This window comes from Xanthobacter agilis, from assembly GCF_021730435.1.
GTDB lineage: Bacteria > Pseudomonadota > Alphaproteobacteria > Rhizobiales > Xanthobacteraceae > Xanthobacter > Xanthobacter agilis.
In genome coordinates this window covers 40,999-67,422 of record NZ_JABWGX010000014.1, presented here as the reverse complement: position 1 = coordinate 67,422, position 26,424 = coordinate 40,999, and the positions used below count along the sequence as shown (strand labels likewise).

Genomic DNA, 26,424 nt, shown 5'->3' with positions numbered 1-26,424 from the left:
CTCCGCCGGCCGGCCGCCTCACACCACCAGCCGGAAGCCGGCGCCGCCTTCCGCCGCCACTTGTCCGGGAAGCTGCTCCTCCCAGCCGAGATAGGTGCGCATGGCGTCCGGATTGCCGTCGTGGCGGTCGTGCGCCCAGAATAGGTAATCGATGCGCTCGGCATCCGGCGGGCTGGCAGGGCTCGCCTCCACCGGCAGGCCCACCGCCCGCCACGCCGCAAGGCCTCCTTCCACCGCGACGATCCGCGCCGCGGTGAGGCCGGCGAGATCGAGCGCGGCGAGATCGGCAACGCCGGGATCGGCGGCAAACAGGACAATGGCGGGCGCTGCCAGCACATCCGCTGGGAGCGCCGCAAGGCGCGGCCGGATGGTCCACAGCGCCCCGGCCGCATGGCCCGCGCGATAGGCGGCACTGGCATCGAGCGAAAGCGCCCGCGCGCCGTCCTTCAGCAAGGCCGCCGCCTCCTGAGGGGAGACACGGGGAAGGGCCGGGATCGCCGCCTTCGCCGCATCGACCACCCGGGCAATGTCGTCCGGCTTTCCATCGAACACGTGCACATCCTCGCCGAGCTGGATCAGCCAGTGGGCGGTGAGGCACGCGCGGACGCCATCGGCGTCGATCAGCACGATGCGCGCGTGCTGCACGCCCACCCATTTGTCGAGCGACTGCACCAACTGGCCGCCCGGTGCGGCCACCGCGCCCGGCACCGGCAGAGCGGTGCGGTCGGCGGCATCCCGCAGGTCGAAGAGGAAGGTGGTGCGCGCACCGGCCTCCGCGCCGCGCCAGCGGGCGAGGGTCGCGGCATCCACCAGGGGCACGCCGAACCGCGTGCGGACGGCTTCGGCGCGGGCACGGGCAGCGGGGATATCCAGAACCGGCGCGACCGGGACGACACCGGATTCCAGCGCCAGCCCGGCGAGGCGCCAGCCCTGCGTGCCGCCCTTCAGCGCTACCACGCGATTGGGCACCTGCGCATCGATCAGGCTCTGCGCACCGATGATGCCCCGCGTGCGCCCGGCGCAGGAGACGACCACCAGCTGCTCCGGCGCGCGGACGAAGGCGTCGAACTTCTCCACCAGTTCCGCCCCCGGGCAGCTGATGGCGCCGGGCACATGGAAGCGCGCGAATTCCTCGGGGGTGCGGCTGTCGAGGATCACGAGGTCCGCGCCCTCGCCCTTCAAGCGGGCGAGTTCGGCGGCCTCGATGGCCGGGGTATGGAAGGCATGCTCCACCACCTCGGCGAAAGCCTTCAAGCGGCTGTTGACGCTCTTGTAAATCTCATAACCGGCCGCCACCCACGCCGCGACGCCGCCCTCCACGGCGGCAAGGTCGCTGTAGCCCAGCGCCGCCAGCCGCTGCGCGGCCTTCACCGCGAGGCCATCGCCCTCGTCCAGCAGAACGACCGGGGTCGCAAGGCGCGGAACCAGCGCGCCGATGTCCAGCTCCAGCCGGCTGTAGGGCGCGTTGACGGCGAAGAAGGGGTGGCCCTCGCCGAACTGACCCTCCTCGCGCACGTCGAGGAAGGCGATCTCCCCGGTCCCGCGCAGGGCCGCCTGCACGTCTTGGGGGGACAGGAGGCGGACAGCGGCGGACGGCGTGACGGCGGAAAAGGTCATCGGCAGGTTCCTGGGGGCGCCGGTTGGCGCGAGATGCGGGAAGGGCTCGCGGGGACGGTCAGTCGCGATAGTCCGGCTCGCGCCGGTCGAGCAGGCGGCGCAAGGCGGCGAAATGCAGCTCCGCGCCGTGGGGCTTCTGGCCGGGCGCGGCGGTCTTCTGGCTGGCCTGCAACAGCCCGGCGCGATACTGGGCCTGCGCCTTCTCCACGAGGGGAGCCGGCACCTGCTTCAGCGGGCGGCCGGTCCACAAGGCGTAGAGCTGCACCTGGCAGGCGCGTTCCAGCGCGAACAACCGGTCATAGGCCTCCGCCGTGGTGCGGCCGGTGACGATGACGCCGTGATGGGCGAGGAACAGGATCTTCTTGTCCGGCCCCAGCAAGGCCGCCAGCCGCTCGCCCTCCTCCGGCTCGCGGGCAAGGCCGGTATAGGCGTCGTCATAGACGATCTCGTCGATGAGCAGGATCTCGGTCTGGCCCACCGGCAACAGGCGGTTGTCTTCCAGCCGGGTCAGCGCCGTCGCGTAGGGCATGTGGGTGTGCAGCACCACCTGGTGCTCGCGGTGGAGGCGATGGATCGGCGCGTGGATGCAATAGGCCGAGCGCTGGATCTCCCCCTCGCCTGCGATCAGCCGCCCGTCATAGCCCACGGTGAGCAGCCCGCTCGCCGTCACCTCCGACCAGTGCAGGCCGAACGGCGGGAGCAGGAACGCATCGTCCCGCCCCGGCACCGCGACGGTGAGGTGATTGTAGATGCCCTGGTCGAAGCCATGCCAGACGGCGAGCCGGTGGGCGGCGGCCAGATCCTCGCGGGCGGCCAGTTCCTCAGGGGAAAATTGGGGCGTGGCAACGCGTTGCGCGGCGACGGGGGAGCGTGCGGGAGCGGGCATGGAATTTCTTATTGATAATTTCGATAGACAAAATCAGTATCATGGCAATCGGCCTCATGGAAGGTCCGCTCGGCAGAATGGCGCGCGGCACCGGCCGGCCTCTCCTCCCCCATCCACAAGGCAGGGTCATGCGCTCAGGTGCCCTCAAGCTGTTTGCCGTCGCGGCTGCTTTCATCGGCTTGCTTCCCGCGACGGTCCTCGCCCAGACAGGCCCATCCGAAAGGACGCCGAAGCGCGGCGGCACGCTCGTCACCATCATCCAGCCCGAGCCGACGGTGCTGACCACCACCGTGAACAACCAGTTCTCCAACGGTGCCGTCTCGGTGAACATCTATGACGGCCTCGTCGCCTATGACGACAATCTCGGGCTGAAGCCGGCGCTGGCGGAAAGCTGGGAGATCTCGCCGGACAAGCTGACCCTCACCTTCCATCTCAGGCACGACGTGAAGTGGCACGACGGCGCCCCCTTCACGTCAGCAGATGTGCGCTTCAGCGCGCTGGAAATCTGGAAGAAGGTGCATTCACGCGGCCGCCTCACCTTCGCCGAACTGGAGGATGTGGAGACGCCCGACGCCTATACCGCCATCTTCCGCTTTCGCGCCCCTTCCCTCGTCGTGCTGTCGGCGCTCAACGCCTGGGAAGGGCAGGTGCTGCCGAAGCATCTCTATGAAAACACCGACATCCTGAAGAACCCGCACAATGTGGAGCCGGTCGGCACCGGGCCTTTCAAGTTCAAGTCCTGGACCAAGGGCGAGGCCATCGAGTTGGAGCGCAATGCGGACTATTGGGATGCCGGCAAGCCCTATCTCGACCGGGTGATCTACCGCTTCATTCCGGACGGCGGCGCGCGGGCGGCGGCGATCGAGATCGGCGACGTGGGCTATGCCGCCTTCGATCCCGTGCCATTCGCCGACATCGAGCGGGTGCGCAAGCTGCCCAATCTGAAGGTGGAATCGCGCGGCTACGAGTGGAACGCCAAATACTATTTCCTCGAATTCAACCTCAGGAACCCGATCCTGGCCGACATCCGCGTGCGGCGCGCCTTCGCCCATGCCATCGACCGGCAGGGGCTCGCCGACACCGTGTGGTTCGGGCTCGTGACCCCGGCCACCGGGCCGATCCCCTCCTTCACCAAGGCTTTCTACACGGCGGACGTTCCGACCTATGCCTTCGACCCCAAGGAGGCCGAGCGGCTTCTGGACGAGGCCGGCTACAAGCGCGGCGCCAATGGCGTGCGCTTTTCCATCAATCAGGACTTCCAGCCCTTCAACGAGAATTTCCGCAAGACTGCCGAATACATCCGCCAGAACCTGAAGCGCGTGGGCGTCGAGGTGAATGTGCGCTCGCAGGATCTCGGCGCCTTCGTGCGGCGCGTCTACGGCTCCTATGACTTCGACATCAATACGGGGCAGTTCTCCGTGTTCATCGATCCCGAGCTGGGGTTGCTGCGGCAGTTCTGGTCGAAATCCATCGCGCCCGGCATCCCCTGGACCAATGCGTCCAGCTATGCGGACCCCGGCACGGACAAGGTGATCGAGGGCATCAAGAGCGCCGCCGATCCGGAGCAGCGCGTGGCGCTGTTCCACGAGTTGCAGCGCCGCGTGCAGCGCGACTTGCCGGTGCTGCCGCTGCTCGAGCTGAAGCAGTTCACCGTCTACAACACCAACGTCCGCGGCGTTTCGGTGCGGCCGGACGGGGCCATGTCCTCGCTGAAGGACATCTGGCTCGCCGAATAGAAGCGGCAGGCAGAACGAAAAAATCCCCGGCGGGTCGCGAGGGACCCCCGGGGATAAGTTGCGGGAGAACTCTGGAAGCAGCGGCCGCAGGGGGCCGCCGGATGCCGGACCATCTCGCCGGGGCCAGGAACCCCGGCGGCGGAAACCCGGCGCGAGAGGTCACCCGGGCCAGGGCCTGAGCGCGCGTGGGCTCAGCCGTTCGAGAGAGGCGAGGCATCGCGCGGCGATCCGCATGTCGCCGATGGAGGAGAACAGGCGGCCGTCGATGTCGTTGAACAGGTGATCGCAGGCGTGGAAGAGAAAACCCTCGGAATGGCGCGAGGCGAGCCCGGCGCGCCGGCCTGCGACGGACAAGACGAGGATGCCGGCGGAAGCCTGGGCACTCGATGGGTCGCTCGATCTGTCTGCGTCGGCCATGATCGCCCTCCGGGCTTTGCGCGCCGCTCCGGTATTCCCGCCTGAAAGGGGAGACCGGTCGGGCGGCGCATTTTAAATTTACTAATTCTATCGATTCGATCAATTATAAAATGAATCGCAGCAGGGCCGCTGCGTTTTTTTCCTCGCTGGAGCGCGTCATGATCGAGCCGATCCGCACCTGGGATCTCCCGAACCTTCCTGGTCCACTCGCGCGGGCCGCCTGAGCGCCATGCTGACCAAGAAGGGCAAGTATGGCCTCAAGGCCGCGGTCTTCCTCGCGCACCAGCCCGAGGGCAAGGCGCTTCAGGTGGCCGAGATCGCCGACGCCAACCACATCCCGAAGAAATTCCTGGACGTGATCCTCGGCGAGATGCGCCACGCCGGCTTCCTCCTGAGCCGCAAGGGCAAGAGCGGCGGCTATCGGCTGGCGCGGGGGGCAGACCAGATCAATGTGGGAGCCCTCATCCGCGCCCTCGACGGCCCGCTCGCGCCCCTGCCCTGCGTCGGCGGTCCGGACTATCTGCCGTGCCCGGATTGCGATGGCCCGAACTGCACCATCCGCTTGCTGATGGCCAAGGCCTATGCCGCCATCCGGGAGGTGATGGACGACTGCTCCCTCGCGGACCTGCGCGACATTTCCGGGGATCGTCTCCAGGCCTTCGTCGACTACATCTGAGAGCGCCCCGCTCCCACGCGACAGGCGCGGACGCGCCGGCGGGTCTGCTCATATCGTAGGCACAACGCCGCCATATTGCGCATCAGAATAAAATACATAAACTGACTCGAAATTAGGAGAGTCCCATGTCGCGCCTGCCCCTTCGCTCGTTGAATGATGCCCCCACTGAGGCGAAGGACCTGCTGGCGGCGGCTGAGGCGCGCAACGGCTTCCTGCCGAATCTCCTGCGCGTCCTCGCCAATGCGCCCACCGCGCTCGAGACCTATCTGACCGTTTCCGGCATCAACGCCCGCGGCTCCCTCTCCCTCGCGGAGCGCGAGGCGGTGCAGATCACCGCGGCGGCGGAGCATGGCTGCGGCTTCTGCGTCGCCGGCCATACGGCCATCGTCACCAAGGCGGGGCTGGACCCGGCGATCATCGCCGCGCTGCGCGAGCGGGGGCATGTGCCGGATGCGCGGCTGGAGGCGGTCGCCCGCTTCACCAGGGCCGTCATCGCCAGCCGTGGCCGGGTGGAGGATGCCGACCTCGCCAATTTCCGCGCCGCCGGCTTCGACGACAAGGCGGCGCTGGAGGTGGTGCTGGGGGTGAGCCTCGCCACCCTCTGCAACTTCGCCAACAATCTGGGCGCCCCGCCCCTCAATCCGCAGCTCGAGCCGTTCCGCTGGGACGCGCCCCGCGAGAGCGCCGCATGATGGCGGACGCGCTCGATTCCTCGCTCGCCACCTGGCTGGAAGATAACGCCCCTCGGCTCGATGCCGATGTGAGCGCCGCCGCCGATGTCCTGCCGCGCCTCGCCGCTGCCAACGCCTTCGCCATCGGCGTGCCGGTGGCGGCCGGCGGCGTGGGCGGGCCCCCCATCGACGTGGTGGAGGCGATCGCCGACGTCTCTGCGCATTCGCTGGCCGCCGGCTTCGTCTTCTGGGGCCACCGGACCTATGTGGAATACCTGCTCCAGAGCCCCAACACGGCCCTGGCCGGGCGACTCTTGCCGGATCTGCTGCACGGGCGCGTCGCCGGCGCGACCGGGCTGTCCAATGCCATGAAGTTCCTCGCCGGCCTGGAAGACCTTCAGGTGACGGCGCGCCGCGAAGGCGAGGGCTTCCGCCTCGACGGCAGGCTGCCGTGGGTGACGAACCTTGCGCCCGACGCCTTCCATCTCGCCGCTGCGGTCGCCCATGCGGACCGTCCCGGCGCGTTCGTCGCGTCCCTCGCGGCGGAGGATGCGGGCATCGAACGCTCGGCCGACCTCGACCTCATCGGCCTGCGCGCCACCAACACGGCGGCGGTGGCGCTCACGGGCGTTCGCATCGATCCGGATCGGGTGATCGCGGCGGATGCCCACGCCTGGCTGCCCAAGGTGCGCCCGGCCTTCCTCACCTTCCAGTGCGGCATGTCCATCGGCCTCGCGCGCCGGTCCATCGCGGCGGCGCGGGAAGCCGCCGGCGCCGGCCGCCACATCCTTGCCGAGCCGCTCGCCGTACTCGGGGCCGCATTGCGCAACCAGGAGCGCGCGCTGGCCGAGGGGCTGGAGACGGGGGCCTTCGAGACCCAGCCGGCGGCCCTGTTCCGCATCCGCATCGCCCTCGCCGAGATCGTGGCGGAAGCCATCGGCCTCGAATTGCAGGCGACGGGCGGGCGGGCCTATCTCACCGCCGCCGGTGCCGCTTTCGCCCGCCGCTGGCGGGAGGCGGCCTTCGTGCCCGTCATCACGCCCAGCCTCGTGCAGCTGAAGACGGCGCTCGCGGCGCAGCGCCAGAGCGCGGCATGAGCGTTCCGGTCCTGTCGGCTGAGGGCATCGCGCTCAGCTATCCCGGCGCGCCCGCGCCCGTGCTGGAAGGGTTCGACCTCGCCATCCAGCCGGGAGAGGTGGTGGCCATCCTCGGACCCAGCGGGGCCGGCAAATCGAGCCTGCTGCGCGTCCTCGGCGGGCTCCAGCGGCCGAGCGCCGGCACCGTCCGCATGGGCGGCACCGTGCTGGAGGACGTGCATCCGCGCCTTGCCGTCGCCTTTCAGGACCCCTGCCTGCTGCCGTGGCTGACGCTGGAGGCCAACGTCGCCTTCGGGCTGGATTTCAAGCGCCAGCCTCCCGTTTCTCCGGCGGAGCGCCGCTTGCGCGTCGATGCCGCCATTGCCGAAGTGGGGCTCGGCCACGCCCGCCACCTGCCGCCCTCCGCCTTGTCCGGCGGCATGGCCCAGCGCACCGCGCTCGCCCGCTGCCTCGCCCGCAAGCCGCAGGTGCTGCTGCTCGACGAGCCCTTCGGCGCCCTCGACGAGGTGACCCGGGCCGAGATGCAGGACCTGCTGCTGAAGGTGGTCGCCGATTTCGGCACGGCCGCCCTGCTCGTCACCCACGACATCGACGAGGCGCTGCTGGTTGCCGACCGGGTGGTGCTCATCGGCGGCGCGCCGGCCCGGCAGGTCGCCAGTTGGACCCTGGACCTGCCCCGCCCGCGCCGGGACGAGGTCGCGACCCTCGGCGCCCTGCGCATCGACATTCTGAAGGCGCTGCGTGGCGCCGTCCGCCGCCACTGACGCCCGCCGACGAGGAGACCCACCATGTGCATCGCCTGCCTTCCCCGCGGCGGCTTTTCCCGCCGCGAGATGCTGAAGCTGTCCGCCCTTTTCACCGCCGCCGGCGCCCTGCCTTTGCTCCGCGCCGCCGAGGCCCGCGCGCAGGAGCCGGACGCCCCGGTGCGCATCGGCTACCTGCCCATCACCGATGCCACGCCGCTGCTGGTCGCCCATGCCAATGGCCTGTTCGAGGCCGAGGGCCTGAAGGCAGAGAAGCCCGTCTTGCTGCGCAGCTGGGCGCAGGTGATCGAGGCCTTCATCTCCGGTCAGGTGAACGTCATCCACCTGCTGTCGCCCATGACCGTCTGGGCGCGCTTCGGCTCCGGCGCCCCGGCCCGGGTCGTGGCCTGGAACCATGTGAGCGGCTCTGCCCTCACCGTCAGCCCCGACATTTCGAGCGTGGCCGATCTGGGCGGAAAGACCGTGGCGGTGCCGTTCTGGTACTCGATCCACAATGTGGTGGTGCAGAACCTGCTGCGGGAAAACGGCCTCACCCCCGTGACCAAGAAGACCGGCACGCCCGCCGCCAACGAGGTCAACCTCGTGGTGATGGCCCCGGCCGACATGCCGCCCGCCCTCGCCACCCGTCAGGTGGCCGGCTACATCGTCGCCGAGCCGTTCAACGCGGTGGCGGAAGCGCAGGGCATCGGCAAGATCCTCCGCTTCACCGGCGATGTGTGGAAGGACCACGCCTGCTGCGTGGTGTTCATGCATGAGCGAGATCTCGACGGGCGGCCGGAGTGGTCGCAGAAGGTGGTGAATGCCATCGTGAAGGCGCAGCTGTGGACCCGCGCCAACCGCGCCGAGACAGCGCGCCTCCTCTCCAAGGAAGGGCCGAACCGCTACACGCCCCATGCCCAGGCGGTGCTCGACAAGGTGCTCTCCCCGCCCGAGGCCGACACCGAGGCCTATCTGAAGTCCGGCGCCATCCGCCATGCCGATTGGAAGGAGAAGCGCATCGACTTCCAGCCCTATCCGTTCCCGAGCTACACCGAGGAACTGGTCCGGCGCCTCAAGGGCACGTTGATCGAGGGCGACGGTGCCTTCCTCGCCAAGCTCGACCCCGCGACGGCCGCGAAGGAGCTGGTGGACGACCGCTTCGTCAAGGCGGCGCTGGCGGCCAACGGCGGCCTGCCGGCGTTCGGCTTCCCCGACACATTCACCCGCACCGAGGTGATCGCGCCTTGAATGCGGAGCCGCAGCAGAGGTCTTTCACCGCCGGAGCCAATCCGACGAACGACGCGCGCCCGAAAGGCGCCGCGCGGGGCGGCGGACTTTCGCGGCCGCTTCTCGGGATTGCCGGCCTGCTCGTCCTGTTGGCCCTGTGGTGGCTCGGCACGGATGTGCTTGCCGCCCCCGGCAGCTTCGCGCGGCGTTTCTCGCCGGCGAGCGCGTTCGCGAGCCTCGGCGGCCTGCTGCTGCACTCGGACCTGCCGATCCATGTCTATGTCAGCCTCCAGCGCATCTTCATCGGCCTCGGCTTCGCGCTGGCCATCGGCGTGCCGCTGGGGCTCGCGGTGGGCACGTTCGGCGCGCTGGAAGCGGCGACCACGCCGGCCTTCCAGTTCCTGCGCATGATCTCGCCGCTCTCCTGGATGCCGCTGGCGGTGATGGTGTTCGGCGTGGGCGACCGGCCCATCTATTTCCTGCTGGCCTTCGCCGCCGTGTGGCCGATCCTCCTGTCCACTGCTGCCGGCGTGCGCCAGCTGGACCCGCGCTGGCTGCTGCTGGCGCGCAGCCTCGCCTCGACGCGGTGGGAGATGCTCTCGCGGGTGATCCTGCCGGGGGTGACGGGACACATCCTGACCGGCGTGCGCCTCGCCATCGGCATCCTGTGGATCGTGCTGGTGCCGTGCGAGATGCTGGGCGTCTCCGCCGGGCTCGGCTATTTCATCCTCGATACACGCGACCGGCTGGCCTATTCCGAGCTGATGGCCATGGTGCTGCTCATCGGCGTGCTCGGCTTCGCCCTCGATGCCCTCGCCCGGGCGCTGTGCCGCCGCTGGGCCTGAGGCGGAAGACATCTCCGGAATGAAGGTGGACCCGCCCGGTGCCAGACGGCACCGGCGCGGCGCGGCTTCGTGCGGCTCTGAGCGGAAGAAGAACTGGGCGCATCGCTATTGTCTATTATTTCGATATAATTTATATGAAATTGATTGGAGCCCGTCGATCCTCCGTCGGAGTGATCGCGCGCCAAGGGCTTTGCCCGCCTGCCGGCGCGGCTTTGGACGGCTCCGCCCCTTTCCTGAAGACCGAGAAGCTTCGCCATGACAATCGCGCAGAAAATCGTCGCAGCGCCGGCCGCATCCCCGTTCGGCGTCGCGGAGCTGGAACCGGTCATCGCGCGCATCGCGGCCAGGGCCGAGGCTCCGGGGCGCCGCGCCGAGGATGTGCGAGCCGACGTCGAAAGTCTCCGCTCCGCAGGTTTCGGGGCGTTCCGACTGCCGAAGGCCGAGGGGGGCGCCGGGGCCAAAGTACCCGACCTGATCGGCGTGGTGATCGCCCTTGCCGAGGTGGATTCGAACCTGCCGCACGTGCTGCGCAACCACTTCCTGTTCGTGGAGAAAGCCCAGCGGTCCAAGGCCAGCCCGAAGTTCACCCGATGGCTCGACGAGGTGCGGGCCGGACGCCTGTTCGGCCTCGGCGCCAGCGAGACGGGCATCCAGAACATCGGCGCCGGGAGCGGCAATACGGTGGTGCGGCCCGAGGGCTCCGGCTTCGTCCTGGACGGGGTGAAATACTACAGCACGGGCAATGCCTTCACCGACTACATCTACGTCAATGCCCGCACGCCCGAGGGCGTGCCGGTGGCCGCCGTCGTGCCGCGCCAGCGCGAGGGCGTCAGCGTCCTCGACGACTGGGACGGCATCGGCCAGGAACTGACCGCCTCCGGGACCACCACCTTCTCCGGCGTGAAACTCTCGGCTGACGAGGTGATCGTACAGGCGGAGGAAGAGGCGCCGGTCCCGCACGACGCCACCCTCGCCCAGCTCTATCTCACCTCTATCGTCACCGGCATCCTCAAGGCGGTGGCGCGCGATGCGTCAGGATTGATCCGCTCCCGCGACCGCAACTTCTACCACGCCACGGCGGCCCGGCCGGCGGAAGACCCGCAGTTGCAGGAAGCGCTCGGCCGCATCGCCAGCGCCGCTTATGTGGCGGAAGCCGCCGTGCTGCGCGCGGCCGAAGCCCTGGACGGCGCCATAGAGACCGCCCGCGCAGGTGCACCCGACGCGGCATTGTTCGAGGAGGCTGCGCGCCGGGCGGCGCAGTCCAAGGTGGTGCTGGACGGGCTCGCCCTCGACGCCGCCAGCCGCCTTTTCGATGTGGGCGGCGCCTCCGCCGCCACCCGACGCGCGGGGCTCGACCGGCACTGGCGCAACATCCGGACCCTCGCCTCGCACAATCCGGTTGCCTACAAGGCCCGCGCCCTCGGCCGTCAGCTGCTCGACGGGACGCCCCTGCCCGCGGCCGCCTTCTTCTGAGGCCGGCGCAGCGCGACGGAAGGACGCCCCATGACACACGCAGCGCCTGCCTCCATCTTCCCCGCCGCCGGGAAGATCGCACTGAAACGCACACCCCGGCAGCGCGAGAGCCGGCTCAGGCTTGCCGGCGCCGATGCCGCCCGCCTGGTGCTGCCGCTCGTCCTTCTTGGGATCTGGCAGGGGGCCTGCTCCTTCGGCTTCATCAGTCCCCGCACTCTGGAATCGCCGGTCGCGGTGGTCGGCGCGCTGGTGGAGCTGACCGTATCGGGCGTGTTGTGGGAGAGCCTCGTCGCCTCATTCAAGCGCGCCTCCGCCGGCTTCCTCGTCGGCGGCGGGCTGGGGCTGGTGCTCGGCATCGTCGCTGGCCTCTGGCGCACCGGAGAGCGCGCCTATGACGCGCTGCTGCAGATGCTTCGCATGGTGCCGTTCCTTGCCGTCATCCCGCTGTTCGTCATCTGGTTCGGGGTGGACGAGGAGCCGAAGGTCCTCCTGATCGCCCTCGCCTGCATCTTCCCCGTCTACCTCAACACCTTCTCGGGCGTGCGCAACGTGGACCCGAAGATCATCGAGGCGGCGACCGTCTTCGGCATGAGCCGAGCGGCCATCGCCACCGAGATCGTCGCGCCGCTGGCGCTGCCCTCCATCATGGTGGGCGTGCGCTATGCCATGGGGGTGGCGCTTCTTTCGCTGGTGGCGGCCGAGCAGGTGAACGCCACGTCCGGCATCGGCTATCTCGCGCTCAATCCGCGAGCCTCGCTCCGCACCGACATCATTCTCGGCGTGGTGCTGCTCTATTCGGTCCTCGGCCTCGCCGTCGATTTCCTCATCCGCACCGCCCAGAGCCGGCTCCTGCCGTGGCATCGCAGCGTGCTAGAAAAGGCGCGCTGAGCCATGAACCAGGCCATCCGCACACCTCTCCTGCCCGTCGGCGTCGTCGATCCGGCCGATAAAGCCGTAGCCCTCAAAGGCGCCGCCAAGGGCTTCGGCGGCCGCATCCTGTTCGAGGGCCTCGACCTCACCATCCGCCGCGGCGAGTTCGTGGCCCTGCTCGGCGCCTCCGGCTCGGGCAAGACCACCCTGCTGCGCATCCTGCTCGGCCTCGACACGCTGGATGCCGGGGAGGGCGAGGTCGCGACGCCGCGCGCTGCCGTGTTCCAGGAGCCCCGGCTGGTACCGTCCCAGCCGGTGTGGCGCAACGTGCTGATGGGCGTGCCGCGCCGCGCCCGGCAACGCCGTCAGGCTCTTGATGCGCTGGCCGAGGTAGGCCTTGCCGATCATGCCGACGCCTGGCCCGTCACCCTCTCCGGCGGCGAGGCGCAGCGGGTGGCGCTCGCCCGCGCGCTGGTGCTTGAGCCCACCCTGCTGCTGCTCGACGAGCCCTTCGCCGCCCTCGATGCACTGACCCGCCTCAAGATGCAGGATCTCGTGCGTCGCCTGTGCGCCCGCCACCACCCCGGCACGCTGCTCGTGACCCATGACGTGGACGAGGCCGTCCGCCTCGCCGACCGCGTCCTGGTGCTACGCGACCGTCGCCTCACCCTCGACGCGACGGTGGGCGAGGCCCGCGACGGCACCACCCCCGCTGGCGCCCGGATGCGCGCCCGCCTCTATGCCGAGCTGGGCGTCGACCCGCTCGGGCTGGAGGCCGCCGGCGCGTCCGGCAGCGCCCCGTGATTCTCGTTTCCCCTGACCAGCCAAGGACCCAGCGATGACCCGTTTCCCGACGAAACCGCAGCTCTCGCGCCGCCACGCGCTCGCGCTCGCCCTGTCCTCGGCGCTCGCCGTCGGGCTGGGGACTCCCGCTTCGGCCGCCGAGCCGGACCTCTCCGGCGTCACCCTGCGCATCGGCATTTTCGAGGACGTGACCCGCGACGCCATCGAGGCCACCGATTTCCTGAAGGGCACGCCCTACAAGATCCAGTGGGCGCGCCTCAACGGTGCCGGCCCGACCGTGCAGGCGCTGGGCGGCAATGCCATCGACATTTCCTGGGGCCTCAGCGACACGGCGGCCGCCAAGGCTTCGTCGGAGGACCGGCAGAACTGGACCGCCCAGAATGCGCCCATCAAGGTGGTGGCGCTGCTGAAGCCCCTCGACGAGGACAAGTTCTCCAACAGCCTCATCGCCGCCCACAAGAGCGCCGGCATCAAGACCCTCGCCGATCTGAAGGGCAAGACTTACGCCTATAACGAAGGTGGCAACATCAACGCGCTCGCTTTGCTCGGCCTTTACGCCGCCGGGCTGACGACCAAGGACGTGCAGGTGCGCCTCCTGACCTATGACGCGACCTCAACCGCCTTGATCGCGGGCGCGGTGAATGCAGCGCCCGTCACCCGCGCCCGCGTCGCCGACGCCCTGGCGGATGGCACGCTCGTCGAAGTCGCCCGCGATATCGATGTGGGCTTCCCCGGCTTCGTCTCGGTCACCGCCCGCACCGCCGCCGTCGACGATCCCAAGCTCGGCCCGGCCATCGGCGATTTCCTCAACCGGCTCGCCCGCTATCTGCGCTGGGCCTCGAGCCGTCCCGAGGAGACCGCGAAATCCTATGTGAAGACCCAGCAGCTCGCCGAGCGCGACGCGCTCGCCGCCGCCCGGGCCAAGGCCGTGACCCTCATTCCCGTGAACCCCGGCAGCCCGGGCTTCGAGAAGGAGATCGCGGCCACCGAAAAGCTGGTGAAGGCCGGCTTCTATCCCCGTCCCGTGGACTTCGCGACCGTGGTGGACGGCCGTTACGCCGAGCAGATCCTCAACGGCGATAAGGCCCCGACCAACTGATCGGCGGACCACACGGACGGAAGGACGTGCGGCACCGGCGTTGAGCCGGTGCCGCGACACGATCCGGCGAACCCTTGCGACTTGACCCGGTCACGCCTGGGCGCTCACGGCTTCTGCCCGAAGGCAGGAGCCGTTGCGTTTTTGGCATCCAGGCGGGCCAGAAGATCATCGGGGATACATGCGCGCCCATCGCCGGGCACCGAACTTCCGCCATCGAGCGGTCGGCGCCGAAGCCCTAACCCGCTACTTCGCCGAGAGCACCGCGTGCATGGCGTCCACCGAGCGGTTGGCGGCGGTGGCCGGGGTCCAACCGATGGCGGCGCGATAGGTGCCGAGGGGGAGCGGCGCGTCCGCCTCGCTGGCGAGGCCGAGGGGCGCCCCAGCAGTGGGCGCCACGTAGAGCGCATCCTCCGGGCAATAGAGTTCGCACATGAAGCAGGTTTGGCAATCCGCCTGCCGGGCAATCACCGGCGGGCCGGACAGCGATGGCGCGAACACGTTGGTGGGGCACGCGGCGACGCAGATGTTGCAGCCGGTGCAGCGGGCGGCGCTGATGAGCTCGATCATGCCGCGATCCCTTCGCCGGCGCGCGTCTCCACGGCATCCGCCGCGAGGGCCGCGGCCGGCCGCTGGGCGACGGACACCTCGGCGAGACCTGCCGCGGTGAGGAGGTGGCGCTGCGCCGGGTCGGCGGCCGCATGGTCGATCCGGCGATGCATCCCCCGGCTCTCGGTGCGGGCGAGCGCGCTGCGGTACATCCAGCGGGCCACCGCCGTCATGGCCGCCGCCTCGCGGGCGCGCAGTACGTTGGTGCCATCGGCCGGGGCGGAGGCGGACAGGCGCGCCCACTGGCTGTCGAGACGGTCGAGGGAGCGGGTCAGGCCCTCCTCCGTGCGGAAATAGTTGCGCGCGAAGGGGTGGACCTCGCCCACCACGGTGCGCGCCGCCTCGGCGGGATCGAAGGGGCGGGCGCCGGCGTCCCGCAGCCCCGCGGTGCCGGCGCCCCGGCGCACGCGCCCGTTCGGGACGCGGCGGCCGAAGTCCGCGGCGGCGCGCCCGGCCCAGCGCCCGGACGAGACCGCCCAGGCAGCGTTGTGGCTGCCGCCGCCGGTGAAGCCTCCGCAGATGAGTTCGCGCGTCGCCGCATCCCCCGCCGCATAGAGGCCGGGCACGCGGGTCGCGCAGGTCTCGTCCACGATGCGCAGCCCCCCGGTGCCGCGGACCGTGCCTTCGAGATGCAGCGTGATGGGGAAGCGGTCTGTGAACGGGTCGATGCCCATGCGGTCGAACGGCAGGAAGAAATTGGGCTGGGCCGCGCGCATGTTGGCCTGCATGGCCGCGTCGGCGCGGTCGAGCCTCGCGAACACCCGACCCTTCTGCAGATGGCGCGCGATGACCGAGCGTCCGCCGTTGGAGGCAGCGCCGGGGATCACCTCTCCGGCCTCGTCGGTGAAGGTCGCCCACTTGAAGAACAGGGTCTTGGTGACGGAGGCGAAGTCCGCCGCGATGGCATAGGCGTTGGAGAATTCCATGCCGGAAAAGTCCGCGCCCGCTTCCGCCGCCATCAGGTGCCCGTCGCCGGTGAGCGCGGTGCAGCCGAGCGCGCGGGAGAGGAAGGCGCAGCCGCCGGTGGCGATCACCACCGCCCCGGCATCCACCTGCCAGCCATCCCCCTGCTGCCGGCGGATGCCGCGGGCGCCGGCCACCGCGCCGGCCTCGTCCACCAGCAGTTCCAGCGCCGGGGAATGATCGAGGATGCGCACGCCCGCGCCCTTCGCGAGCTTGCGCATGAGGCGCATATATTCCGGCCCCTGCAGCGAGACGCGGATGGGATTGCCCGCGCCGTCCACCGGAAAGGGATAGCCGCGCGCGCCGAGTTCATGGAGGGCCGCGTGGGTGGTCTCCAGCACTCGGGCCGACCATGCGCGATCGGCGAGGAAGCCGCCCAGAGCCTCGCGGCTGACGATGGCGGCGGCGCGCAGCTTGGGGTCCGGCTCGACATACCAGATGGAGGTGCCGGACGGGGCGGTGGCGCCGGAAGTGCCGCAGAAGCCCTTGTCCGCCAGCACCACCCGCGCGCCCGTCCGCGCCGCCTGAAACGCCGCCCAGGTGCCGGCCGGGCCGCCCCCGAGCACGAGTACCTCGCAGGTGAGATGGAGCCCGGACGGGGCGGAAGATGAAAAGCCCATGATGCCTCCCGAAGCCCTCGCGAACGCCTGCCGCCACGCTGTCGCGCGAAGCCGAAGCGCATGCGGCGCCAAATAACGTCGATATAATGTTGATTTAGTTTATAGACTTACTTGAAAATATCAAGATTAATGTCCCTCGGCCGCCGGGAGACGCGCGGCCGCTTCGTCCGCCGCAGCCTGTCAGGAGGCCCTATGAGCGCTTCGATCAGCACCCTTCCCAACACGCCGGAGCCCGCCATTCCCGAGAGCGACATCCTCCCGCTCTCCGGGCGCATCGGCGTCGAGATCCGCAATGTGCGCCTCGCCGGCGACCTGCCGCAGCTGCTGTTCGACGAGATCCACCGCCTGCTGCTGAAGCACAAGGCGCTGTTCTTCCGCGACCAGCACCATCTCGACGACGCGGCGCAGGAGGCCTTCGGCGCGCGCTTCGGAGGGCTTGTGCCGCATCCGACCATCGGGGCGCTGGCCGGCACCTCCTCGGTGCTTGAACTGGACACCCGCCGCACCGGCGAGCGCGACAGCGGCCAGGGCGCCGGCCGGGCCGACCAGTGGCACACCGACGTGACCTTCGTGGACGCCTATCCGAAGATTTCCGTGCTGCGCGGCGTGGTGATTCCGGCGGCGGGCGGCGACACCGTGTGGTCCAACACCGCCGCCGTCTACGATCGCCTGCCCGAACCGCTGCGCCAGTTGGCGGACAGCCTGTGGGCGACCCATTCCAACGCATACGACTATGCCGCCGTGCGCCCCCACGCGACCGACGACGACCGCCGCCAGTTCGACCGCAATTTCACGAAGACCGTCTTCGAGACCGACCATCCGGTGGTGCGGGTGCATCCCGAGACGGGCGAGCGCTCGCTGGTGCTCGGCAATTTCGTGCAGCGCTTCGTCGGCCTCAACAAGGGCGACAGCCAGAAGCTCTACGACCTGTTCCAGAGCCACGTCACCGCGCCGGAGAACACCGTGCGCTGGCGCTGGCGGGCGGGGGACGTCGCGGTCTGGGACAATCGCTCCACCCAGCACTACGCGGTGAACGACTATGGCGACGCCCACCGCGTCGTGCGCCGCGTGACCGTGGATGGCGAGGTCCCGGTGAGCGTGGACGGCCGCACCAGCGTCACCCGCAACCGCTTCGACAAGCCGGCCGACCGCGCCGCCTGATCCCGTGCAGGCCGGCGGGCGGCAGGCCCGGCCGCCGGCCTGTCTTCTGCCCCCTTTCAGGAGTTCGAGACCAATGTCTGCCCTGCTGCGCCCGGTTCTGCGCCCCTTCGCCCGCGCCGCGTCGGCGCTCCTCTGCCTCGCGCTCCTCGCCGCCCCCGCAGCGGCCGAGACGGTGATCCGCTTCGGCCATCCCGGCGTCGGCGCGGAACAGCGGCCCTATTCCTATGGCGACGCGACCACCTATGCCCGCGCCCGCCAGCTGATCGAGAAGGAATTCGCCGACGACAAGGACGTGAAGATCGAATGGACCTTCTTCCGCGGCGCCGGCCCCGCGCTGAATGAATCCGTGGCCTCCGGCCAGCTCGATTTCTTCCTGTTGGGCGATCTGCCGGCCATTGTCGGCCGGGCGCGGGGGCTGAAGCACAAATTCATCTTCGCCACGGGGCGCAACAATCCCATCTTCCTCGCCGTGCCCACCGACAGCACCATCACCAAGGTGGAGGACGTGAAGGGCAAGAAGGTCGCCCTGTTCAAGGGCACGAACCTGCAGAACGCCACCGACCGCATCCTCGCCTTGCACGGCCTTTCGGAAAAGGACGTGCGCTTCATCAATCTCGACGCCAACGCCGCCGTCGCCGCGCTGACTTCCGGCAATGTGGATGCGGTGTTCGGCGGGCAGGAGTATCTGCCGCTGGCGGCGAAGGGCGTGGTGAAGATCGTCTACACCACCAAGGGCGACGACCCGACGCTGGGGCGCAATTCCTCCTATTTCGTCACCGAGGCCTTCGCCGCCGCCCACCCGGACCTCACCCAACGCGTGGTGACGGCCTTCATCAAGGCAGCCCATTTCATCTCGCAGGACCAGAACCGGGACGAGGCGTTCGAGGCCTGGGCGCTCTCGGGCCTGCCCAAGGAAACCTTCGTCACCAATTTCGAGGGCCAGCGCCTCTCCCTCATCGTCAATCCGCTGATCGATGACTATGTGGTCGCGCGCTACAAGGAACAGGCCCAGGCCGCCAAAGACTATGGCCTGCTCAAGGGCGATCCCGACATCGACCACTGGTTCGACCGCACCTATCTCAACGCGGCGCTGAAGACGCTGAAGCTCGAGGACTTCTGGTCCACCCGCGACGGGCGCGGAAACATCGAGACGCGCGGCAGCATCGACCAGAAGGCGTCAAACTAGGGGCGTCGAACTGGGGAGCGTCATGGAGCGCCCCTGCCTCCCCATCAGCGCCGTCATGCCCCGGCTCGTCCGGGGCATCCACCGGGCTCCGCTTCGGGTGTTTCAGGCCGAATACGGAGCCCGGCCGCACCGTGGATCCCCCGCACGAGGCGGGGATGACCAGCGGCGAGCGGGGCGACATGAGCGCGGGCGGGCGTTCGGCACGCAGCAGAGACGGAAGGTGACACAGCATGAGCCTTGCAGAAACGCTCGACAAACCGGCCTTCGACCAATCCGCCCGCGCCGGCACCGCGACGGCTTCCGCAGCCCGACGACGTGCCGGGAGGCGGGGGCCAGCCGGCCCGACACCCCTCGGCTCCGTACTGCTCGGCCTGTCCTTTCCCTTCGCCCTGCTGGTGGCCTGGTGGTGGGCGGCGCGCCTCGGCCTCGTGCCGGAGCAGATCCTGCCGGCACCGGCGACCATCTATGAGACCCTCTCCAGCCTCATCGCCGACGGCTCGCTCACCACCCATCTGGAAGTCTCCACCCACCGTGTGCTTGTCGGCTTCGGGCTCGGTGCCCTGTTCGGCCTCGTCTTCGGCGCGGCGGCGGGGCTTTCGCCGACCGTGCGCGCCTTCCTCTATCCGCCGGTCCAGGCGGTGGCGCGGGTGAACGTGCTGGCGTGGATGCCCCTCCTCACGTTGTTCATGGGCATCGACGAACCGCTGAAATACGTGGTCATCGGCTGGTCGGCGGCGATCCCCATCATCCTCGGCACGGCGCGCGGCATCGAGAACGTCTCGCCCGCCTTCCGGGAGCTCGGGCGCGTGCTGCACTTCAACACGCGCGACACGCTGCGCCTCGTGGTGCTGCCGGGCGCGGTGCCCTCCATCTTCGCCGGCCTGCGCGAGGGGCTCGCCAATGCGTGGCAGACGCTGGTGCTGGCCGAGCTGTTCGCCTCGTTCGAGGGGCTGGGCTATCTAATGACCTGGGGCCGGCAGCTGTTCCAGCTCGATCTCGTCATCATCGCCATGATCGTGGTGGCCCTCGCCGGCCTCGCCATGGACCTCGGTTTGCGCTGGGTGGAGCGCCGGGCCCAGCCGTGGAAGCGGGGAACGCGCGATGTCCATTGATGCCGCTGCCGCCACCACCCTGCCCGCCGAGGCCCGCGCCGGCACCGCCCTGCGGAGCGTCACGCGCCGGATTGACTGGCGCCCATGGACGGCGTTCGCGGCCCTGCTCGCTTTGTGGTTCGCCGCCCATCACTTCGGCTGGGTGCCGGCCAAATACCTGCCCTCCCCGCTCGCTGTGGTGCAGCGCCTCATCCGCGAGGTCACGGCGGGCACGCTGCTGGACGACCTTCATGAGACGCTGCGGCGCAATCTCTCCGGCCTCGTCATCGGCGTGGCTGCGGGTCTCGCGCTGGGGGCGCTGCTGGGCGCCTCCTCCCTCGTCGGGCGTATCGTCGGCCCCACGGTGCTGGCGCAGCGGCAGACAGCGCTGTTCGCCTGGGTGCCGCTGCTCGCCATGTGGTTCGGCGGTGGCGATACGGGCAAGATCACCTTCATCGCCGTGGCCGCCTTCCAGCCGGTGGTGATCGGCACGTGGCGCGGCATCAGCCTCGTGCCCGCCACCTATCGCGAGCTTTCCCACGTGCTGCTGCTGAGCCGCTGGAACTACATGCGGCTCGTCGCGCTGCCCCATGCCTTGCCCATGATCTTCACCGGCCTGCACGGCGCGCTCATCTACGCCTGGCTCGCCACCGTGGGCTCGGAGCTGTTCCTCAACATCTCTCCCGGCCTCGGCGGGCGGCTCAATGAGGGCAGCCAGCTGTTCGAGATCGACCTGCTGTTCCTCGTCATCCTCCTCTTCGGCCTCATCGGCCTCGGCTTCAACACGCTGGCCGAGCGCGCCGAAGGCCTCCTGATCCGCTGGAACAACCGATGAATGCCCCTTTCCATTCTCCGTCCCCGCAGGCCCCCGCAACCGCCGTTCCGGCCCTCGACATCCGCCATGTGAGCAAGGCCTTCGTGGTCGACGGCAAGGCCGTGGAGGTGCTCGCCGATATCTCGCTCTCGGTGGAGGCGGGGAGCTTCGTGAGCATCGTCGGTGCCTCCGGCTGCGGGAAGTCCACTCTGCTGCGGCTCATCCTCGGCCTCGATCTCGACTATGCTGGGGAGATCCACCTCGATGGCCGACCGGTGGAGGGGCCGGGGCCGGAGCGCTCCATCGTGTTCCAGGAACACCGCCTGCTGCCGTGGCTGACGGTGGAGGGCAATGTGGGCGCGGCACTGCTGCATTCGGGGCTCGACGCGGCGGCGCGGCGCCGGTCGGTGGCGGAGCATCTGGAGCTGGTGGGGCTGGAGGCCTTCGCCAAGGCCTATCCGGCCCAGCTCTCCGGCGGCATGGCCCAGCGCGTCGCCATCGCCCGTGCGCTAGCCAACCGTCCCCGCTTCCTCCTGCTGGACGAGCCCCTGGGCGCCCTCGACGCCCTCACCCGCCTGCGCCTGCAGGGCGAGCTGAAGCGCATCGTCGCCTACGAAGGCGCCACCGCCGTGCTCGTCACCCACGATGTGGACGAGGCGGTTTTCCTCGGCCATCGCATCGTCGTCCTCCACCCCCGTCCCGGCCGCATCGCCGCCGTGCTGGAGGTGCCCGAAGAGGCGCGTGCCGACCGCTCCAGCCCCGCTTTCGTTGCCCTGCGCGACCGGGTGCTGGAACTGCTCGGCGTCTCCCTCGGCGAGGGACGGGCGCGGTGACGATCAGAGGGCGTTGAGGAAGGCGACCAGCGCCGCCTTCTCCGCCTCGCTCAAGCCGAGGGGGCGGATATGCGGGGAGAGGCGTGCTCCGTCCCGGTAGAGGGGACGGGCCGCCTCCTCCGCATTCCGCGCCCATACCTCACCACCTCCACGATCGTAGAAATTGACCACGCCGGCGAGGGTCGGAAACAGTCCGTTGTGCATATAGGGCTGACTGGCACCGATATGCCGTAGAATTGGGGTCCTGAACCTGCCGACATCGTCCTGACTGTCGGTCGCCTCGAACCGCCCCAGATCCTGCGCCGGCTCGCCGAAGAAGGAGAGCCGCAGATTGTGGAACAGGCCATCGGAAAGCGTTGGCCCGAAATGACAATTCATGCATCTCGCCTTGGTGCGGAAGAGGTGCAGGCCGACCAGTTCGGTGTCGTTCAGGGCGGCTTGATCGCCCTCGATGAATCGGTCGAGCCGGGTGGGAGTGTCGATAGTATTCAGGTAGGCAACGATGGCTTCCGCCAGGGTCCGCGCGGTCAGCCCCTCCGCTCCAAAGACGGCCCGGAAATCCCCCTCCAGCTCGGTCCCGGCGATGCGGGCGAGGGCCAATTCGAGGTTGCGTCCCATCTCCGTGGGTTCGCTCAAAGGCGCAAGGACGCGGGCGGATAGGTCCCTGCCCCGGCCATCCCAATCGAACAGGGTCCGTGTCGCAGCCAATTGCAATGACGGCGGATTTCTCCGCCCCTTCGCGCCCCCGATCCCGCGCCCCACCCGCTCAGGCACGCTGAATCCATGATCCGAATCATGGCAGGATGCGCAGGCGACCTGCCCGTCCTCTGACAGCCTCGGATCGGCGAATAGCTTCGCCCCCAGCAACGCCTTGGGTCCGGAAGGCGCCGGCGGGGGCGGCACCCCCATCTCGACGAAGGCCACATCGGCATCGATGTCCGGCCGAGGCCATGAGGCCGGCGGTTCGACATAGGCCGCCCGCAGCTCCCCGCCCCGTTCCTCGGCGTTAGAAAACCCTGCACTGGCAAGGGTTAGCGCCACCAGCAATACGGGTCGGAGGGCGCGACCGAACCTCAATGGCAGTCCGCCGCCACCTGGTCGCGATAGACTTCGAACGAGACGGTAGACGCCCATTTCTCCCGTCGTTGCCGCCACCGCTCCGGGCTCGTCCCATCCCTGAGCGCGCCCGCAACCGCTTGAGCCAGATCAGCATTTCCGGGCGAGACGGCGACCACCAGGGACGTAGGCTCCACAGCCGGCAGGGTCGCGGAGAATTTCTGCCACGAGAGCTTGGTGAACAAGGGATCGAGCAGTACCTGGTCGTGGATGGCGGCATCGCACTCGCCGGTCCGCACATGCATCAGCGCAACAGCCGGCGCCCGCTCGACTTTCACTGTTGCGCCGAGGCGTTGGGCGAGGTCGCGACCGTGGTGGTTGGCCTCTGAGGCGCAGACAACCCGGCCCTTCAGATCCGCCCAGGACGCAAGCGGACGGTCCGACCGCATGGCGATGCTCAGCCCGGATTCAAAGCCCGTCTCGACAATCCGGGCACGCCGTCTCAACCCGTCTCCGGCTCCGGCGCGGGCCACCACGAGATCGACATCACCTGAGGCAAGAGCCAGCAAGGCGTCATCCGGCGCCACGAGGACGAGTTCCAGACGGGCGCCCATTCCCCGCGCGATCCCGGCCGCAAGGTCCAGATCGAATCCCTCCTCGGCATAGAGCCGCATGTCCGGAGTCTCCGGAGGCGACAGCCAGCCGACGCCGATGCGGAGCGTCCCACCCACCCGGTTGTTGGCGTGGGCATCTGCGCCCCGCGGCGCGACGAGGAGCAAGGCGGAGGCAAGCGCGCCGGCTAACGCCGCCACGACAATCGCCGCGATGAACAGAGGAGGCCGGTGGATCCGGGCCATTGGCTTGGCAATCCCTTGAAATGATTGGATCGAGGGCGAGCGGGGTGCTTGCGGCGCCAGCACCGGGCAAAACACCGCTTGATATTTTCTATAAAATCGCTCGATTATATCAAAATTGCAAGCGGGCGCCTGATCGGTGCCCCGCCCCGCTTACCATCCTTCGGGAGAGATCCATGCCCCGCCTATCCCTGCCGACATCCCGGACCGGCCGCGCCCTCGTCTTCTCCGCGCTTGCCGCTTCCGCCCTTCTGGCGACGTCGCTCTCCGGCGGCAGCCCGGCCGCCCGCGCCGACGAGCCGCTGACCGCCATCAACCTGCAGCTGACGCCCTGGACGGTGATCGCGCAGGAGAAGGGCATCTTCAAAGACGAGTTCGACCGGATCGGCGTCAAAAAGGTGAACCTCATCGCCTCCGGCGGCGCCGACCTCGTGGGCGCCGAATCCGCGGCGGTGAACAACGGCGCCATCGCCATCGCCCAGCGCATGATCTATCCGGCCACCGTGCACCGCGCGAATGGCCTCGACGGCGTGGTCATCTGGGCGTCCGAGCCCTCCAACCGCTATCGCGCGCCCATTCTGGCCCGTGCCGACAATGACAAGATCAACTCGGTGGCCGATCTCGACGGCAAGAAGTTCGGATCGAGCCGCATCTCCTGCTACTGGTCCTCGCCGTTCGAGATGACAACCAAGGCCGGCCTGCCGTTCGATTCCAGAGAAAAGCAGGGCCGGATCCGCTACACGTCCATCGACAATTCGGCTGTCGCCATCACATCCGTCCTCACCGGCGCGACGGACGCGACCACGGCGCACCTGGCCGCCGGGGCCTTCGCTGGAGCGTGGCTCTCCGGCAAGCTGAAGGTGATCGGCCGCTCGCCCGACGACGGCGTGTATGTGAACAATGCCGGCCGCGTCACCTACTTCGCCCGGCGCGATTTCGTGAACAAGTATCCGCAGGTGGTCAAAGCCTTCCTCGCCGCGCGCGAGCGCACCCGCGAATGGACCTACGACCATGTGGACGAGGCGGCCGAGATCGTCGCCGATAAGACCCGCGTGCCCGTTGAAGTGGCGAAGTTCCAGATCAGCCATGCGGGCGAATGGGAGTTCATGGCCGGCGAGCCCAATGCCGACCGCGCCCGCAACGCCATCAAGACGTTCCAGGCTTGGTACGTGGCCAATGGCGACGACATTCTCGCCGAACGCAGCCTCACCGAGGCACAGATCGACGCCTTCATCGACGGGCGCTTCTTCGCCGGCGGCGAATACTCGATCTACAACTGATCGGATCCGGCCTGAACTCAACCGCCGGGACCCAATCCCGGCGGCGACGTCCTTAATTCCTCTCGTTTCCAGCCGGATGCCTCAGCATGTCCCACACATCCGACACCATCGAGGCCGCGGCGGTCGAAGCGGCCACCGTGGACTTGCCGGCGCACGCCGAAGCCCCCGGTCGGCGCGGGCTTCAGCTGCCCAACCTCACCGGCTTCATTCTGCCTTTCATCATCCTGGTCCTGTGGCAGACGGCGGCGACCTACAAATGGATCGATCCGGTCTTTCTGCCCGCCCCCCTCACGGTGGTGACGGCATTCTGGAAGATGCTGACCAAGCAGAAGCTGGCTTTCGACTTCCTCGCCTCCATCAACATCGTCGGGCAGGCCTTCATCTATGGATCGGCCGCCGCGCTCCTGCTCGGCATCGCCGCCGGGCTGTCGCGCAAGGTCGAGGAATTCTTCGGCCCCACCTTCGATACGATCCGCCATATCCCGGGCATCGCCTGGCTGCCGCTCATCGTGCTCTGGCTCGGCATCGGCGCGCCGGCGAAGATCCTAGTCATCGCCAAGTCCGTCTTCTTCCCAGTGTTCCTCAATACGTTGCAGGGTATCCGCAACGTGGAGAAAAACTATATCGAACTCGCCAAGGTGCTCACGCTCACCCGTTGGCAGCTCATCCGCAAGGTGATCCTGCCCGCCGCCATGCCGTCCATCATGGTCTCGCTGCGCTATGCGGCGGGCCTCGCCTGGGCCCTCGTGGTGGTGGCGGAGGGGCTCTCCGGCCTTGAGGGCCTCGGCTTCCTCATCTTCCGCGCCCAAGGCCTGCTGCTCACAGACCAGTTGCTTGTCTGCATGGTCATCATCGGCCTTGTGGGCTTCGCCATCGACCGCTCGATGTTCCTCGCGCAGAAGCGCGTGCTGAAGTGGAAGCAGGGCTACGACGGCTGAGCCGGACGAAGGGAAAAACCATGGCCACGCCCGGACACCTTACCATCCGCAACGTTTCCAAGACCTATTCGCTCCCCGGCCGCCCGCTGGTGAACGTGCTGTCGCGCGTGAACCTGGACGTGGAGCCCGGCGCCTTCGTCACCATTGTCGGCCCTTCGGGCTGCGGCAAGTCCACCCTGCTGCGGCTCATCATCGGCCTCGATTATGACTACAAGGGCGAGATCGAGCTGAACGACAAACGCATCGTCGGTACCGCGCTCAGCCGTGGCATCGTCTTCCAGGATCATCGCCTGCTGCCGTGGCTGACGCTGGAGCAGAACATCGGCCTGAGCCTGGAAAACTCCGGCTGGACGCGGGCGGAGAAGGACCTTGCCGTGCGCGAGCATATCGCGCTGGTGGGGCTGTCCGGCTTCGAGAAGGCCTATCCGCACGAGCTTTCGGGCGGCATGGCGCAGCGCGCCGCCATTGCACGGGGCCTCGCCAGCCGCCCAGAAATCCTGCTGCTGGATGAGCCGCTGGGGGCCCTCGACGCCCTCACCCGCATCCACCTTCAGGACGAGATCCAACGCATCTGGGAGGTCGAGGGCGTCACCATGATCCTCGTCACCCACGATGTGGAGGAGGCCGTCTTCCTCAGCAACAAGGTCGTGGTGATGGCCGCCAAGCCCGGACGCATCGTCGAGACGCTGGATATCGACCTTCCCTTCCCGCGCGATCGCGCGGACCCGGCCTTCGTGGCCCTCAAGCGACGTATCCTCACAGCCATGGGAGAGGATGGCGGCAAGACCGCCACCCGCGCCGCATGAAGACCGGAATACGTTTCGCCGCAGCCCTGCTAGCGCTGACGATCCTTGCCGCTGC

General features: G+C 68.8%; 26 protein-coding genes. 19 read left to right on the top strand and 7 right to left on the bottom strand.

The features are described 5' to 3' along the window. Nucleotides 1–18 precede the first annotated feature (18 nt). Nucleotides 19–1,617, bottom strand: a complete 1,599-nt coding sequence (locus HUW53_RS11840) for a rhodanese-like domain-containing protein (protein ID WP_237345970.1) — start codon at nucleotides 1,615–1,617, stop codon at nucleotides 19–21. Nucleotides 1,618–1,675: 58 nt separating this feature from the next. After that, nucleotides 1,676–2,503, bottom strand: a complete 828-nt coding sequence (locus tag HUW53_RS11835; RefSeq protein ID WP_237345969.1) for a class II aldolase/adducin family protein — start codon at nucleotides 2,501–2,503, stop codon at nucleotides 1,676–1,678. A gap of 128 nt (nucleotides 2,504–2,631) precedes the next feature. Between HUW53_RS11835 and HUW53_RS11830 the strand changes: the two genes are divergently transcribed. Continuing rightward, nucleotides 2,632–4,239: an ABC transporter substrate-binding protein gene (locus tag HUW53_RS11830; protein WP_237345968.1), complete on the top strand. Its 1,608-nt coding sequence runs from the start codon at nucleotides 2,632–2,634 to the stop codon at nucleotides 4,237–4,239. Between the two features lie 159 nt (nucleotides 4,240–4,398). Here HUW53_RS11830 and HUW53_RS11825 read toward each other — a convergent pair whose 3' ends face one another. Continuing rightward, nucleotides 4,399–4,656: a hypothetical protein gene (locus tag HUW53_RS11825; RefSeq protein ID WP_237345967.1), complete on the bottom strand. Its 258-nt coding sequence runs from the start codon at nucleotides 4,654–4,656 to the stop codon at nucleotides 4,399–4,401. 229 nt (nucleotides 4,657–4,885) lie between these two features. Here HUW53_RS11825 and HUW53_RS11820 point away from each other — a divergent pair, with 229 nt between their 5' ends. The 10 genes from HUW53_RS11820 to HUW53_RS11775 all read left to right on the top strand — a co-directional run bounded on the left by HUW53_RS11820 (nucleotide 4,886) and on the right by HUW53_RS11775 (nucleotide 14,161). After that, nucleotides 4,886–5,332, top strand: a complete 447-nt coding sequence (locus HUW53_RS11820) for an RrF2 family transcriptional regulator (RefSeq protein WP_237345966.1) — start codon at nucleotides 4,886–4,888, stop codon at nucleotides 5,330–5,332. A 125-nt stretch (nucleotides 5,333–5,457) separates the two neighbouring features. After that, nucleotides 5,458–6,024, top strand: a complete 567-nt coding sequence (locus HUW53_RS11815; protein ID WP_237345965.1) for a carboxymuconolactone decarboxylase family protein — start codon at nucleotides 5,458–5,460, stop codon at nucleotides 6,022–6,024. Beyond that, on the top strand, nucleotides 6,021–7,100 hold the full coding sequence (locus HUW53_RS11810) for an acyl-CoA dehydrogenase family protein (RefSeq protein WP_237345964.1): 1,080 nt from the start codon (nucleotides 6,021–6,023) through the stop codon (nucleotides 7,098–7,100). Before HUW53_RS11815 ends, HUW53_RS11810 begins: the two co-directional genes overlap by 4 nt. Further along, nucleotides 7,097–7,864, top strand: a complete 768-nt coding sequence (locus tag HUW53_RS11805) for an ABC transporter ATP-binding protein (protein ID WP_237345963.1) — start codon at nucleotides 7,097–7,099, stop codon at nucleotides 7,862–7,864. The genes HUW53_RS11810 and HUW53_RS11805 overlap by 4 nt, the downstream gene beginning before the upstream one ends. Before the next feature lie 24 nt (nucleotides 7,865–7,888). Further along, nucleotides 7,889–9,091, top strand: a complete 1,203-nt coding sequence (locus HUW53_RS11800) for an ABC transporter substrate-binding protein (RefSeq protein WP_237345962.1) — start codon at nucleotides 7,889–7,891, stop codon at nucleotides 9,089–9,091. Next, nucleotides 9,088–9,915, top strand: a complete 828-nt coding sequence (locus tag HUW53_RS11795) for an ABC transporter permease (protein ID WP_237345961.1) — start codon at nucleotides 9,088–9,090, stop codon at nucleotides 9,913–9,915. The genes HUW53_RS11800 and HUW53_RS11795 overlap by 4 nt, the downstream gene beginning before the upstream one ends. A 255-nt stretch (nucleotides 9,916–10,170) precedes the next feature. Further along, complete coding sequence (locus tag HUW53_RS11790; RefSeq protein WP_237345960.1) at nucleotides 10,171–11,388, top strand: acyl-CoA dehydrogenase family protein; 1,218 nt, start codon at nucleotides 10,171–10,173, stop codon at nucleotides 11,386–11,388. A 30-nt stretch (nucleotides 11,389–11,418) separates the two neighbouring features. Further along, a complete protein-coding gene (locus tag HUW53_RS11785) occupies nucleotides 11,419–12,276 on the top strand; it encodes an ABC transporter permease (protein ID WP_237345959.1) in 858 nt (285 codons plus the stop codon). Nucleotides 12,277–12,279: 3 nt separating this feature from the next. After that, a complete protein-coding gene (locus tag HUW53_RS11780; protein WP_237345958.1) occupies nucleotides 12,280–13,062 on the top strand; it encodes an ABC transporter ATP-binding protein in 783 nt (260 codons plus the stop codon). 34 nt (nucleotides 13,063–13,096) lie between these two features. Beyond that, on the top strand, nucleotides 13,097–14,161 hold the full coding sequence (locus HUW53_RS11775) for an ABC transporter substrate-binding protein (RefSeq protein WP_237345957.1): 1,065 nt from the start codon (nucleotides 13,097–13,099) through the stop codon (nucleotides 14,159–14,161). A gap of 243 nt (nucleotides 14,162–14,404) precedes the next feature. On the opposite strand, the gene HUW53_RS11770 is transcribed toward HUW53_RS11775, so the two are convergent. Continuing rightward, nucleotides 14,405–14,728 carry a 4Fe-4S dicluster domain-containing protein gene (locus tag HUW53_RS11770; RefSeq protein ID WP_169124058.1) on the bottom strand — a complete coding sequence of 108 codons (324 nt, stop codon included), beginning with the start codon at nucleotides 14,726–14,728 and terminating at the stop codon, nucleotides 14,405–14,407. Further along, entirely contained in the window at nucleotides 14,725–16,350 is a 1,626-nt protein-coding gene (locus tag HUW53_RS11765; RefSeq protein WP_237345956.1) for an FAD-binding protein, read from the bottom strand. Before HUW53_RS11765 ends, HUW53_RS11770 begins: the two co-directional genes overlap by 4 nt. Before the next feature lie 192 nt (nucleotides 16,351–16,542). Here HUW53_RS11765 and HUW53_RS11760 point away from each other — a divergent pair, with 192 nt between their 5' ends. From HUW53_RS11760 to HUW53_RS11740, 5 genes are all read left to right on the top strand, one after another. After that, the gene (locus HUW53_RS11760; RefSeq protein ID WP_237345955.1) at nucleotides 16,543–17,511 is read left to right on the top strand and encodes a TauD/TfdA dioxygenase family protein; all 969 of its coding nucleotides are present in this window, start codon (nucleotides 16,543–16,545) and stop codon (nucleotides 17,509–17,511) included. 73 nt (nucleotides 17,512–17,584) lie between these two features. Beyond that, nucleotides 17,585–18,697 carry an ABC transporter substrate-binding protein gene (locus HUW53_RS11755; RefSeq protein WP_237345954.1) on the top strand — a complete coding sequence of 371 codons (1,113 nt, stop codon included), beginning with the start codon at nucleotides 17,585–17,587 and terminating at the stop codon, nucleotides 18,695–18,697. A 230-nt stretch (nucleotides 18,698–18,927) separates the two neighbouring features. Continuing rightward, entirely contained in the window at nucleotides 18,928–19,809 is an 882-nt protein-coding gene (locus HUW53_RS11750; RefSeq protein ID WP_237345953.1) for an ABC transporter permease, read from the top strand. Then, entirely contained in the window at nucleotides 19,799–20,623 is an 825-nt protein-coding gene (locus HUW53_RS11745) for an ABC transporter permease (RefSeq protein ID WP_237345952.1), read from the top strand. Before HUW53_RS11750 ends, HUW53_RS11745 begins: the two co-directional genes overlap by 11 nt. Then, the gene (locus tag HUW53_RS11740; protein ID WP_237345951.1) at nucleotides 20,620–21,435 is read left to right on the top strand and encodes an ABC transporter ATP-binding protein; all 816 of its coding nucleotides are present in this window, start codon (nucleotides 20,620–20,622) and stop codon (nucleotides 21,433–21,435) included. Before HUW53_RS11745 ends, HUW53_RS11740 begins: the two co-directional genes overlap by 4 nt. Before the next feature lie 3 nt (nucleotides 21,436–21,438). Here HUW53_RS11740 and HUW53_RS11735 read toward each other — a convergent pair whose 3' ends face one another. Together HUW53_RS11735 and HUW53_RS11730 are read right to left on the bottom strand one after the other, a co-directional pair. Beyond that, on the bottom strand, nucleotides 21,439–22,344 hold the full coding sequence (locus HUW53_RS11735) for a cytochrome-c peroxidase (RefSeq protein WP_237346028.1): 906 nt from the start codon (nucleotides 22,342–22,344) through the stop codon (nucleotides 21,439–21,441). Nucleotides 22,345–22,508: 164 nt separating this feature from the next. Next, nucleotides 22,509–23,303: a transporter substrate-binding domain-containing protein gene (locus HUW53_RS11730; protein ID WP_237345950.1), complete on the bottom strand. Its 795-nt coding sequence runs from the start codon at nucleotides 23,301–23,303 to the stop codon at nucleotides 22,509–22,511. A 218-nt stretch (nucleotides 23,304–23,521) separates the two neighbouring features. Here HUW53_RS11730 and HUW53_RS11725 point away from each other — a divergent pair, with 218 nt between their 5' ends. From HUW53_RS11725 to HUW53_RS11715, 3 genes are all read left to right on the top strand, one after another. After that, nucleotides 23,522–24,625 carry an ABC transporter substrate-binding protein gene (locus tag HUW53_RS11725; RefSeq protein WP_237345949.1) on the top strand — a complete coding sequence of 368 codons (1,104 nt, stop codon included), beginning with the start codon at nucleotides 23,522–23,524 and terminating at the stop codon, nucleotides 24,623–24,625. An 86-nt stretch (nucleotides 24,626–24,711) separates the two neighbouring features. Next, on the top strand, nucleotides 24,712–25,563 hold the full coding sequence (locus HUW53_RS11720; protein WP_203194124.1) for an ABC transporter permease: 852 nt from the start codon (nucleotides 24,712–24,714) through the stop codon (nucleotides 25,561–25,563). A 20-nt stretch (nucleotides 25,564–25,583) separates the two neighbouring features. Continuing rightward, on the top strand, nucleotides 25,584–26,369 hold the full coding sequence (locus HUW53_RS11715) for an ABC transporter ATP-binding protein (RefSeq protein ID WP_237345948.1): 786 nt from the start codon (nucleotides 25,584–25,586) through the stop codon (nucleotides 26,367–26,369). The last annotated feature ends 55 nt before the right edge of the window (nucleotides 26,370–26,424 follow it).